This window comes from Flavobacterium sp. 140616W15, from assembly GCF_003668995.1.
GTDB lineage: Bacteria > Bacteroidota > Bacteroidia > Flavobacteriales > Flavobacteriaceae > Flavobacterium.
The window spans coordinates 1,593,880-1,607,431 of sequence record NZ_CP033068.1; the positions used below are offsets into that span (position 1 = coordinate 1,593,880).

Sequence of the window (13,552 nt, forward strand, 5' to 3'; positions counted from 1 at the left end):
TATAAAAAGACATTGAGTTTATACTTAATGTCTTTTTGCTTTATGAAACTAGAATATCATTTATATAGCTTTTATAATTTTGCTCTTAATTAGTTGCGCGATGTAAAATATTGAACGCGGATGACGCGGATTTTTTAAAGTTTTCAGAATAGAGAAAAATTTCGTAATATCAGTATTTAAAAATATATTATGAGTAGCATTTTACATAGAGAATTAACAAAATCAATTTTAAAAGTTTTTTTTGATGTTTATAATGAACTGGGCTATGGGTTCCTTGAAAGAGTATATCAGAATTCTTTATTCTATGAACTTAAATTAAATGGTTTTAAAGTAGAGACACAAAAGAAAATAAAAGTTTATTATAAAGAAATTGTGGTTGGAGATTATATAGCTGACATAGTTGTAAATGATTTAGTGATATTAGAATTAAAAGCGCAAGAATATTTAGTAGAAGCAAATGAATTTCAATTAATAAATTATTTAAAAGCAACGCACTGTGAAGTTGGACTTCTTTTAAATTTTGGAAAAAAACCCGAATTCATTAGAAAAGTATATCAAAACAATCGAAAATAAAGAATCTGTTTCTGTTTAATCAGCGTCTAAAACACCAAACACGTAAAACTAGAGGGCCAAAAAATAAAATCCGCGTCATCCGCGTTCAAAAATATAGAGTAGTATTTAAAATATTACTATTTGCAGTCAAAATAAAAATACAATACAAATGGACTTACAAGACCAACTAAAAAATCTTTTCCCAGATCACGAAGTATCTCCTGACGAAATTGTGATTCCAGAAGATCATACGCTTTTTATCCAAAAAGAACCAATGATTTGTAAATACGAAAAACGAAAAGGGAAAGCCACTACAATTATCGAAGGTTATGAAGGAACCGATGAAGATTTTAAAATCCTAGCGAAAGAAATTAAAACCAAATTAAGTGTTGGCGGAACTTTTAAAGACGATTCTATTATTATACAAGGTGATTACCGCGATAAAATAATGGAAATACTAAAAGCAAAAGGTTTTAAAGTAAAACGTGTGGGAGGCTAGAGTTTAGTACACGTAATCAGTTTTGGTTTTCAATTACATAACTTTAAGCTTAAAATTTTTCTTTGCGAACCTTGCGTTTATAAAGATCTAGAATGAAACCTTTGCGACCTTTGCGGTTAAATCACAAAAAACACAGGAAAAGATACAGGAAAAGACGCACTGCGGTGCGCCTCTACAGAACAAAAAAACAAAAAACATATGGTTTATGCGATTCTATAAAAAACCTTAGAATCTCAGAACCTTTGCCTCTTTGAACCTTTAAAAATAAAACAATGATACAATCATCAGAATTAATACTAAATCCAGACGGAAGCGTCTATCATTTGAATCTTCTTCCAGAAAATATTGCTCATGACATTATTTTTGTAGGTGATCAAAATCGTGTTGAAAAAATCACTCAGTTTTTTGACAGCATCGAGTTTTCTACTCAAAAAAGAGAATTTAAAACACAAACCGGAATCTATAAAGGGAAAAGAATTACTGTAATGTCAACAGGTATTGGTCCAGACAATATAGATATTGTTGTTAATGAGCTAGATGCTTTGGTGAACATTGATTTAGAAACTCGTAAACCAAAAGAAAACCTAACTTCATTAAATATTATTAGAATTGGAACTTCAGGTTCGTTACAAGCTGATATTCCTGTAGATAGCTTTGTAATGTCAACATTTGGTCTAGGACTTGATAATATGCTTCGCTCTTATTTAATTGATGAAGTTTCAAATGCTGCTATGGAAGAAGCTTTTATAAATCATACCAATTGGGACATTCGTAAAGGAAAACCGTATGTGATTGCATGTTCTGAGAAACTAGAAAAACTTATCGAGAGTGACAAGATACACAAAGGAATCACTGCAACTGCAGGAGGTTTTTATGGTCCACAAGGGCGTGTTTTACGTTTAAACATTCAAGATGAAGAATTAAATGCTAAAATGGATAATTTTACGTTTAATGATAATCGAATTACAAATCTAGAAATGGAAACAGCAGCTATTTATGGGCTTTCGGCATTATTAGGTCATAATGCTTTATCACTAAATGCTATTATTGCTAATCGCGCTTCGGGAACTTTCAGCGAAGACCCATATAAAGCTGTTGATGAATTGATTAAATATACATTGAATAAAATTGTTGGATAATTTAGGCATCTTAGATTTTAGATTTCTTAGACTTCATGTGTAAAATTCAAACCAAGTAGTCTAAGAAGTCTAAAAATTATATTTTCTAATAAGTCTAAAATCTAATTACCAAAGAAATCTAATAATGAAAACTATAAAAATAGCTGGTGTTCCGGAACATTTTAATTTACCATGGCATTTATGCATTGAAAATGGAGAATTTGAAGCTGAAGGAATCGATTTACAATGGACCGATGTTCCTGAAGGAACTGGAAAAATGTGCCAAATGCTTCGAGATGGTGAAACTGATATCGCTGTAATATTGACAGAAGGAATTGTAAAAGATATTGTGGCTGGTAATCCAAGTAAAATTGTACAGGTGTATGTGCAATCACCTTTAATTTGGGGAATTCATGTTGCCGCAGAATCTGAGTACAAAATCATAGAAGATTTAGAAAACAAAAAAGTAGCTATTTCACGTCTAGGTTCAGGTTCCCAATTAATGGCTTATGTAAATGCAAACAATCAGGGCTGGAAAACAGATAATCTAGAATTTGAAATCGTAAATACTATTGATGGTGCTGTCGAAGCTTTGACTAACAAAACTGCGGATTATTTTATGTGGGAACGTTTTATGACAAAACCACTGGTTGACAAAGGAATTTTCAGACGTATCACAGACTGCCCTACTCCATGGCCATCATTTGTAATTGCTGTTCGAGATGAAGTATTAAAAAATGACCCAAATATAATTACTTCAATTCTTGAAATCATTAATGCTACAACCGAAGATTTTAAATCTATTCCGAGCATTGACAGAACTTTATCGGAGTCATTTAAACAAAAGGTTGAAGATATTCAGGAATGGTTAAAATTGACGCAATGGTCGCAAAAACCATTGAATGAGAAAACATTTAATAAAATCCAAAATCAGTTATTTGAACTGGGTATTATTGATAAAAAAAGTACTTTTGTAGAAACAGTAAAATTTCTTTAAAATTTGCTTTTTGGGCATTATGATAAAAAATAAAAAAATTGACTTTAATAAACTTAAAAGCAGCCTTCAGGTAAAATCACCATGGAATGAGGTTATCATTATGCTATTGAGTTTTTTAATCACTCTTCCTACTTTTATCATAATGCACCAAAATTTGATAGATCTTAATTGGCCTTTTAATTTTGATCGGGTTTTACTTTTTATTTTTGTCCTTGTTGGACTCTATTTTCTTTTAATGAAATTAAAAACGATTATCATTATTTGTATCGTTTTATATCTCTTAGTTTTATTTTACGGAACCGCTTTGGGGAATTATGGCTTTAGCGAAGTTGCTGAAGACTATAATGCTATTATCTACACGATGTCTGATAATCCATATCCACAAGATATTATTGTCGCTAAATTGCTTCCATTTCCCAATAAATCAAAAATTATTAACGCAATTGAATATCAAAATCCTAAGGTGAGGAATTTTGCTATAATGGCAACAACCAAGCATTTTAAAAATGTAAAAGGATATTCAGACTACAGAACCATAATACAATGTTTTGCCGTTTTTAAAGAAATTAATAGTCGATGGAATTATGTTAATGATCCTAAAGAAGGCGATTATATAGCTACGGCAAGTGAATCGTTAATGTATTTCTCAGGTGATTGCGATGATCATTCTATTTTAATGGCCGCAGCAATACGCTCTATTGGTGGTACGCCAAGACTTATTCATACCAAAGGACACATTTATCCAGAAATATTAATTGGATCTCTTCTTGATTTAGAAAAAGTAAACTATCTAGTTAAAAATGTTCTATTTGTAAAAGAGAGCTATAATAAAACCCTACATTATCATATTGATGAGCGTGGACAAGTATGGTTAAATCTTGACTATACAGCAAAATATCCTGGAGGCCCATTTATGTCCGAAGAAATTCTGGGTGCACTTACCCTAAGATAAAATCATGCAATCTGTCATTCTTCGGAGTCGAAGCGCTACAATTCTTCGACTCTTTTCAGAGAAACAAGATTGTGACAAAACTAATAGAGTAAATACTCTATTTACTAAAAATCCTTCTAATTCTTTTAATATGTGGCATTAAACTTAATTTGTCTTAATGTCTTAATGGTAAAAAAAACTTAATCCTTTCTACCTTCATTTTGTCTGGTGGAGTCGAAGAATAAGGAGTTATTTCCTGTTTTCTACTCTATCTTTTATATTTGTTAAATGATCAAAATAGAAGAAATTATTTCTATCTGGACAATGTTTTTATTTTGTAATGTTTTATAAAACACGTATTTATACTTATTTTTTATAATAGCTTGTTTTTACCTTTGATAGAGTTATTACACATTTAGCGTAATAATTGCCCCCTCAAAATCTAAAGACATGAAAAAAGAAGTTATTGCCCCACCTACTCGTTGGACAAGAGATTACCTATTTGATATTTTAAAAGATTTAGGAATCCAATATATATTTGGTGTCCCCGGAACCAACGAAATCCCACTAATAGACGGAACATCTTATCCTGATAATGGAGTTAAGTATATTGAATGCTTACATGAAAATATTGCTATTGGTGCTGCTATGGGTTCTGCCCGAATGACAGGAAAACCTGGAGTTCTTATTGTACACGTAACACCTGGAATTGCACATAGTATTGGTAATCTTTTTAACGCACATCGTTCGCAAATGCCGTTGGTGATTCTTTGTTGTCAACAACAAAATGAATTAGTTACTCAGGAACCATTATTAGCATCAAACTTAGTAGATTTGGCTAAACAATATACTAAATGGGCACATGAAGTTCGTACAGCTGAGGAAATGCCGCTAGTATTGCAGAGAGCTTTTAAGGAAGCTATGGCACCGCCAAATGGGCCTGTATTTATTTCTATTCCATGGGAATTTACAATGGTAGCTATTGAGGAAAACCAAAAAATAAAGGGAGTTACTCGCATTTCTCCCCATTTTACAGGTGATGAAGGATCTATCAAAGAAACAGCTAGTTTATTGGCTAATGCTAAAAATCCACTTATTGTGGCTGGTGATGCTGTCGGTTATGCAGATGCATGGACAGAAATACAACAATTAGCAGAATTAATCGGTGCTCCTGTCGTTTTACAATCGTTTAGTAGTGTTGCTAATTTTCCTAACAATGATTGTCATTGGCAAGGAGAACTGCCTGGAAGTCAAGCAGGTGTTCAAGGAGTTTTTAAAGACCATGATGTTGCCTTTTTGATAGGTTTTGGAGCTCAGGCTCAAGTTGCTGTATTTAAATATTCAGATGGAGCACTCATTCCTGAAGATGTAAAATTGGCTTATCTCACTAACAATACTTGGGATATAGCCAAGAATTTTTATGGAGAAACGGCTATTTTAGGAGATATAAAATCGACATTGCCTTTGTTGAATAAATATATAAAGCAACAAAAGCCTAAAGGTGTTGATATAAGAAACAAAAAGTTGAAGGCACTGGATGTTTCTCGTGCTAAGCAATGGGATGTTTATTATAAAAACGCTATGAAAGAGCCTGATATTTGGGCAGTTGTAATAGCAAAAGCATTAAAAGAAGCTATAGAATCCCGCAAGTTAGTCAATAATTATGTATATGTGCATGAGGCTGTATCGGATGGAGCTCCATTTCAATATTATCTTCCTTTAGGAACTAATGGAGCAAAACCTATTAGCTATTATTGCGTTGCAGGTGGCTCTTTAGGATGGTCAATGCCAGCTTCACTAGGAATTAAATTGGAAAATAAAACTTCACAAGGTATAGGGACCAAATTAGTTATCAATGCTGTAGGAGATGGATCTTCTTTATTTTATCCACAAACTTGGTGGACAGCAGCCCACGAAAAATTACCAATTTTATATATCATTACTAATAATCAGGAATATCATACCTTACAATTAGGCTTGCAACAAGTTGTAGCAGCTTATGGAAATGCTCCAGGTTATGGCTGGAAACCAAAAACAATGGATCCTGATTATTTAAAATTGGAAAGACCTAAATTAGACTTTGTAAGTTTAGCAAAAGCATTTGGTGGTGAACACGGAGAAATTGTGCTTACAGCAGATAAGGTAAAAGAAGCTGTTGAAAGAGGGATAAACCATGTTCTAAATACAGAGACTTCTTATATCTTAGATATGCGTATTGCTTCGAATACGCCACCATTAGTAATAAAATCAAACGGTGACACTTTTACCGTTGATAAGCGATATGCATTACAACCACCACTAAATATTTTTTATCAAGATACATTGATGAAAAAATCATCTGTAAAAAATGGATCACTTAAAACAGGTGAATTCTCAGTAAATGAAAATGTAAGTTTTAATCTACCCTGTCTTTTTTAAAGAAATAATCGTTGCAAAGGCAGCATAAATATAAAAAAAATGGAAAACGAAAAAATTGACATCGCCATAGTTGGTGGAGGTGTTTCTGGCGTATATAGCGCATGGAAACTTAAAACAAAATATCCGAACAAAAACATTGTTCTTTTTGAAGGAGGAGATCATATCGGAGGCCGTTTGTTATCAGTAATTCCTCCTGGAATTCCAGATATGGTGGCAGAATTAGGCGGAATGCGAATTCTCGAAAATACTCAGAAATTAATTGTACAATTGATACAAGATATAAACGAAATATTATCAGGTGAAGATCAAATAGAATTATATGATTTTCCAGTAGATCAGCCACAAAATATAGCTTATTTACGTGGGGAACATCTGCGCTTATTTGACTTTACAAATGATCCTGATAAAGTACCGTATAAATTATCTTTTTTAGAAAAAGGAAATACATCAGGAACAATCATTGTAAATGCGATTGAACAAATAGTTCCGGGTATTACAAATACTGATTTAACAGAGGAACAACGTTTGAAAATGTGCCATGAAGCTACTTTTGAAGGAGCTCCTCTTTATACTTTAGGATTTTGGAACCTGCTTTACCGCGTAATTAGTGGAGAAGCATATCAATTTAGTATTGATTCTGGTGGATACAACTCAACATTGGTCAATTGGAATGCTGCAGATGCAATTCCATGGTATCTGTCTGATTTTGGTATTAAACCTGTTTATAAAGGATTTAAAAATGGATTTCAACAAGTTCCAATTTCGTTAGCAAACTTCTTCGAGAAAGATGGTGGCGAAGTAAGATTAAATGCTAAACTAGAAGGATTTGAATTCAAAAATAATGCATTTGAGCTTAGTATAGATGGTTCAATTATCGAGGCAAAACAGTTGATATTGGCAATGCCACGTCGCTCATTAGATTTATTGACAAATACTTCTCCAAAATTGCAAGAAATTCAATCGCTTATTGCCAGTGTAACACCAAGACCATTATTTAAGGTGTTTACAACCTATTCAAGTCCATGGTGGAGAAATGCAGGTTATACTGATTCTAAAACAGGATACATTCCTTTACAGTCAGGAAGAACTGTCACCGATTTGCCAATTAGACAAACCTACTACTGGCCAAAGAATAATGGAGATCCATCAGTAAATGGAGAATCTATGTTATTAGCGAGTTACGATGATGGTTCTAATATTGGTTTTTGGGATGGACTTAGACCACAGCGTAAAAAAGCTTGGAAAAAAGGGCTTTCGCATGCTGAAATAGCTGATCCTTTTATTGGTGAATATGCCGAAACAGAGCCACTTTTGAGTAAAGCTTTAAATCAAAGTTGGCATGATTACAAAGCTCCTCGTAAAATGGTAGAAGAATTAAGCCGTCAATTAAAACAAATTCATGATGTCGATTATACACCAGCTGTTACAAGTGCCTCTTTCCGTGACTGGGGAGAAGATCCTTTTGGTGGAGGATGGAATAGTTGGAATATTGGAGTAAAAAGCTGGGAGGTAAAAGAAAAAATTGTTCACCCAATAGACAATTGTGCATTATATATTTGTGGAGAAGCTTATTCAGATGCTCAAGGATGGGTTGAAGGCGCTTTACAGACTGCTGATATCATGCTTAAAAAATTCATTGCTGTAGAAAGTACTAGCTCAGTAAAAGAAGAAGCAATTTTATAAAAAAAGACAACAAATTTTGACTATTAAAAAGCTCAATCCTGCATCAGATTGGGCTTTTTTATTCATTCTTATTTGTGTGATTTTATAAAGTTTTAAAAAAAAAACACAAACTAAATTTATCAAAGCTCCAGTAAACATAACCATTTAATAACTAGAAGTTTTAATCTTGTAATCTTAAGCTTTACTATTTGTTTGGATATATTTTTTTTGTAACTTTCATCCTTAACCTTAAATCAAAAAACCATGAAAAAAATTAAACTATTTGTCTTTGGATTTGCTTTATTATTATTTATTTCTTGTCAGAAAGATAGAAACAAACTTATCAGCTCTTGGAAAGTTACCAATGTAGAATCTAAGAAAACACTTTCTGATTCTATGAAAAACGTAATTCTATCTAAAGGAAATTTGACATTTGCAAAAGATGGGAAAGTAACAGGATTTCTTGATGCTGAATTAAATGGAACTTATGCACTAAATGAAGGTGGAAAAAGTTTAACTATAAAAGACGAAACAGGTACTCCTTACCCATTTTCAAGTACTATTGATAAAGAACAATTAGTATTAGATGGTGAGCACATGATACTCACTCTGGATAAAAACTAAAACGGTTAAACAAAGTTGTCCTTTCTAGGGCAACTTTGTTTTTTTATTAGCATCTATAATCTGTGAGAATTTACCTTAGATACATTTATGATTTATAAATTAAAGCCTTTGTTGTTCTTCTGTTTTTTCTTTGTTATTCTTGTTCTTTAATTTTTGATTTCCAAGATTGTATTTAAAAGATATACGTACGCTTTGTGTATCACCGTAATCATCAAAATAATTGTATTGATTCGCATAATTTGTAGTAACGCGTACTTTCTGCCCTTTATATATATCTGAAAAAAGGATTGCTACTTGCCCGTTATTATTGAAAACTTTCTTATAAATTCCCATTGAAAGACTAGATGACCCAGTTACTGTAAAAGTTCCTTGCACTGAAGGGGAATCATACGACCAATTTAATTCCATGCTTAACTCTTTCTTTTTATTCAAGGTAAATCGGTTGTTGATGTTATTGTTATAAGACCAGATATTGTTGTGGTACAAATTACCGTCACCTCCCTGAAAAGTATCTTTTGAATAACTTATTCCGTTTGAAAATATAAATTGCCACCAAGGAAATATCTCCTGATTTGCACTAAAATCCAATCCGTAACCTATTTTTCTCTCAATATTGGTATGACGATATATTACAGTGTTTGTTTCGTAATCCTGAAAGGAAATTTCCATTGATGGATCTATCGAATTACGATAATATAAATCAAAATTATATTTGCTTTTTAGGGTGTATTGCAAACTAATATTATGAACAATTTCGGGTTGTAATTTTGGATCACCTGTGTAATAAGAGTAAGAATTATAATAGGACCGAAATGGATTTAAAGCGCTATATTGGGGTCTATTGATCCGTTTACCGTAAGATATTCCAATTTCATGAGCTTCTGTAAGTTTATATAAAGCGTATAGTGTTGGAAATAGTTTAAAATAATGCTGTGTATTAACTTCATTACTAGTTAATAAGTTCCCTTCCAGTTCTGTATATTCTGATCGTAATCCAGCTTTTAAACTCCATTTGCCAATTTCTTTACTAAGACTTAAGTAGCCAGCATAAATATTTTCATCATATAAAAATTGACTGCTTCTGTTTCGGTTCAGTTGTAATTCTCCAGCTATATCGTCTCGATAATCCAAATTACTATTGGCATTTACGTTTCCGAATTTAATTCCTGCTTCGATTTTAGCCTCTCCTATTTCATTGTTATAATCTGCTTGTATAGAAAACAATCCAATTTTTTGTGTATTATCACTTACAAAGCGAGTATCGCGATAAGGCCCGCTTTGAGGTAATGAAAATACAGAATATATATCTTGATTTTCATTCTTGAAATACTTCGTATAATCAGAAGATATAACGATTGACTGTTTTTCCGAAAACTTATGTTCAAAAGAAGCATTGTACGCATTTGTCCTTGTTGGGTTTTTTCTTTTGTTTTGCGTTGTATAAAGTGAATCAATTTGCCTGTTAGCATCATAAATATAAGTTGGAACATTGTATTCTCCGTGGTTGTTAAGGCTAATAAAACCATTGGTACCAAGAGTTAACGTATTAATACTATCTATTTCATACTCGGCAGTTAAACGATACGTGTTTTGCGATAATGATTTGTTCTTACGATTTAATATGCTTTCCCAAATTGAGGTTACCTGATCCTGATTGTCTTTATAATAAACTATATCTGCTCCTTCTCTGTAATAAATTCCTGTTCCAAAGCTATAGTTTCCTGATAGTGCCAGTTTTTTAGTTTTGTAATATTGACTTGTGGACATGACGCCTTTTGGATACGCCGTTTGCACATAAGCTGTACTAATAGTTCCTTTATATCCATTTTGATTATTTTGTTTGATTTTTATATTTAAAACAGTACTTCCCTGTGCATCATATTTAGCAGGAGGGTTTGTTATAACTTCTACAGATTTTACAGTATCTCCATTTGTATTTTCAAGCAATTGTTTTAATTCTTCTCCGCTTAAATATACTTTTTTATCATTGATAGTAACCAAAATTCCGCTACTGCCTCTTACGGCAATTGCTCCATTATTTGAAGCTGTAACTCCAGGTGTACTTTTTAATATTTCCCATGCATTTGTATTCGATAGTACAGAATTTTCTACATTGAATTCTATGCGATCTATCTTTCGTTTTATAACAGGCTTTTTATTAGTAATTACGACATCATCCAGTGCTTCAGCTTTTTTTATCATTGCAATTCCTGCAAATTCTTTATCTTTATTAAGCGTAAAATCGGTATAATAAGCAGTATAACCAGAGGCACTTATCTTTAAAATGTATTCGCCTTTTGCAACATTTTCGAACTTAAATAACCCCATGTTATCTGCAGTCGTATTTCGATAGACTAAAGAATCTAATGAATTTAATAATTTTACATCTGCAAATGCAATTGGTAGCTTATCAGAGTCCTTTATGATTCCTGAAACTTTTATATTTTGAGCAAAACTCATGAAGGGAATAAGACACAATAAGAAAATAACTTTTTTCATAACATTTTTTGTTTTGGACAAATTTCAGCAAAGTACCTTGTCGCTCGGGTTAACGCTTGGTTAACGATGGGTTAATGTTATTTTTGGATTAATGATGTTCCTGCTTAAAAAGTGATATCCAATCAACAACTAGTACAGTATATTTATAAAGTTTGGTTAATGAAGGGTTAATAGGCATACTTATTTATTTTTAAACGGTATAATATTTTAGCTTTGTTTCTATGAAAAGAAAAATAATACTACTAATCACAGGATGTATTCTTACTGTTGTTGCATTGACTTGCATTCAAGGTTATTTCATTTGTAATACCTACGAGCTGAAGAAAAAAGAGGTTAAGGATGTGATAAGAAAGCAATTGTTAGCGTTTGAAGATGATCCCGAATTTATAGCAATTGAAGATGCCTGCATGGAGAAATCGAGAGATTTTGTAAAAGCACATAAAGGCAATAAAAATTCTAAGCAGGATTATTTTGATTATATCAAGAAAAATAGAGATTCTCTTTCGGTTGCGCTTTCATCTATTATGGATAAAAAAGTAAATTTTAAACATAAAATAGGATATTCTATATATATAACTGCAATATTTGACAATGAAGGAACAAAAAAAGACACTGTTTATTTAGGGAAACAATTAGTATTAAGTAATAATATAAAAAGTCGAGATGAGTTTTCTCTTGCCACGGGAATATGGAAAACAAAAATCAGTCCTAGCAGTAAGGAAGATCGGGATACCTATGATATCGAAATACAGTCAGGACGTAATTACAGTTTTGAGAGCCTGCAGAAAATAATTTTACAAGAAATGATAGGATTATTGGTGTTTTCCGTTCTACTAATAACATTTGTCATAATCTTATTTTATTTATCTATTAGAAATTTAATTACTCAGAAAAAGATAGCCGATATTAAAACGGATTTTATAAATAATATTACTCATGAATTCAATACACCACTTGCAGCAATGGATATAGCAGTAAAGACGTTTGAATTGGAATCTATTACTGAAGAGCAGCATAAAAACACTATTGCGATTATAAAAAGGCAAAATCAACGTTTACAATCTATATTCAGCCAGGTTGCAAGAGTTTCACTTAGTTCACAAGAAATGGTTATTAATAATAATATAGTAAGCAGCAAGGAAATTGAGGAAATAATAGCTGATTTTAGATTATCGTACCCTAATATTACAATTAGCTATTCTGTTGAAACGGCAGTACAAATACCTATAAATCAATTTCATCTGAATACGATATTAATAAATTTATTAGATAATGCAATCAAATACGGTGCAAATGAAATCACAGTAACTTGCAATCAATCAGAAGCTTTCGCGATGCTGTCAATAGAAGACAATGGTAGAGGAATTCCTCAAAGTGAACAAAAAAATATTTTTGAAAAGTTCTATCGAATAGAAAAAGATAATATTCACAATACAAAAGGACTTGGTCTAGGGTTATTTTATGTAAAGCAAATTGTAGAAAGCTATAAAGGGACTATAACTGTAAAAAGTGTAGAAAATAAAGGGACATCATTATTAATTTCAATCCCATTACAATGATACATATTTTATTAGCCGAAGATGATTTAGATTATGCTTTTATTTTAAAGCAATTTTTAGAAATATCTGGTTTTAAGGTTAGTTGGGCTAAAGATGGAATTGAAGCCTATGCCCTGTTTTCTACAATAAAACCAGATATATGCGTGCTTGATGTTATGATGCCCAATATGGATGGATTTACCTTAGCCGAAAAGATAATTGAATCTCATCCTGAGGTACCAATTGTTTTTCTTACAGCAAAAGGGTTAAAAGAAGATAAAATAAGGGGACTCAAGCTTGGTGCAGATGATTATGTAGTGAAACCATTTGAAGTAGATGAACTTATTTTGCGAATTACCAATATTCTGAAACGTATTAATAAAGCTCCTATAATAAAAGCATCAGTTAAACAAATGGCTATAGGAGATTATATGTTTGATATTGAAAACTTTATGCTAACTCATAAAAAAGCAACTCACCGAATTACTGAACGTGAGGCACATTTAATACAGTATTTATATAATAACAGAAACAAACTTTTAAAAAGAGAAGATATATTAAAAGAAATATGGGGTAATGATGATTTCTTTTTGGGCAGAAGTATGGATGTATTTATCAGTCGCTTAAGAAAGTATTTTAAAGAAGATACCTCTATTTCTATTTTGAGTATTCGCGGAATTGGTCTTGAATTTAATGTTAAATCAAATAATTAAT

At 31.9% G+C, this 13,552-nt stretch carries 11 protein-coding genes; 10 read left to right on the forward strand and 1 reads right to left on the reverse strand.

Features of this window, described 5'->3' with window-relative positions:
- The first annotated feature begins 189 nt into the window (after window positions 1-189).
- From EAG11_RS06800 to EAG11_RS06835, 8 genes are all read left to right on the forward strand, one after another.
- The gene (locus EAG11_RS06800; RefSeq protein WP_129538513.1) at window positions 190-573 is read left to right on the forward strand and encodes a GxxExxY protein; all 384 of its coding nucleotides are present in this window, start codon (window positions 190-192) and stop codon (window positions 571-573) included.
- Between the two features lie 148 nt (window positions 574-721).
- A complete protein-coding gene (locus EAG11_RS06805) occupies window positions 722-1,051 on the forward strand; it encodes a translation initiation factor (protein WP_129538514.1) in 330 nt (109 codons plus the stop codon).
- 272 nt (window positions 1,052-1,323) lie between these two features.
- Entirely contained in the window at window positions 1,324-2,190 is an 867-nt protein-coding gene (locus EAG11_RS06810; RefSeq protein ID WP_129538515.1) for a nucleoside phosphorylase, read from the forward strand.
- A 124-nt stretch (window positions 2,191-2,314) separates the two neighbouring features.
- On the forward strand, window positions 2,315-3,166 hold the full coding sequence (locus EAG11_RS06815) for a substrate-binding domain-containing protein (RefSeq protein ID WP_129538516.1): 852 nt from the start codon (window positions 2,315-2,317) through the stop codon (window positions 3,164-3,166).
- A 19-nt stretch (window positions 3,167-3,185) separates the two neighbouring features.
- Window positions 3,186-4,118: a transglutaminase gene (locus EAG11_RS06820; RefSeq protein ID WP_129541044.1), complete on the forward strand. Its 933-nt coding sequence runs from the start codon at window positions 3,186-3,188 to the stop codon at window positions 4,116-4,118.
- Window positions 4,119-4,547: 429 nt separating this feature from the next.
- On the forward strand, window positions 4,548-6,515 hold the full coding sequence (locus EAG11_RS06825) for a thiamine pyrophosphate-binding protein (RefSeq protein WP_129538517.1): 1,968 nt from the start codon (window positions 4,548-4,550) through the stop codon (window positions 6,513-6,515).
- Between the two features lie 39 nt (window positions 6,516-6,554).
- The gene (locus tag EAG11_RS06830; RefSeq protein WP_129538518.1) at window positions 6,555-8,198 is read left to right on the forward strand and encodes an FAD-dependent oxidoreductase; all 1,644 of its coding nucleotides are present in this window, start codon (window positions 6,555-6,557) and stop codon (window positions 8,196-8,198) included.
- Window positions 8,199-8,441: 243 nt separating this feature from the next.
- Entirely contained in the window at window positions 8,442-8,801 is a 360-nt protein-coding gene (locus tag EAG11_RS06835; protein WP_129538519.1) for a hypothetical protein, read from the forward strand.
- Between the two features lie 99 nt (window positions 8,802-8,900).
- Here the strand turns inward: EAG11_RS06835 and EAG11_RS06840 are convergent, their stop codons facing one another.
- A complete protein-coding gene (locus EAG11_RS06840; RefSeq protein WP_129538520.1) occupies window positions 8,901-11,300 on the reverse strand; it encodes a TonB-dependent receptor in 2,400 nt (799 codons plus the stop codon).
- A gap of 221 nt (window positions 11,301-11,521) precedes the next feature.
- Here EAG11_RS06840 and EAG11_RS06845 point away from each other — a divergent pair, with 221 nt between their 5' ends.
- Complete coding sequence (locus EAG11_RS06845) at window positions 11,522-12,859, forward strand: sensor histidine kinase KdpD (protein ID WP_129538521.1); 1,338 nt, start codon at window positions 11,522-11,524, stop codon at window positions 12,857-12,859.
- A complete protein-coding gene (locus EAG11_RS06850) occupies window positions 12,856-13,551 on the forward strand; it encodes a response regulator transcription factor (RefSeq protein ID WP_129538522.1) in 696 nt (231 codons plus the stop codon). Before EAG11_RS06845 ends, EAG11_RS06850 begins: the two co-directional genes overlap by 4 nt.
- Window position 13,552: the final 1 nt, after the last annotated feature.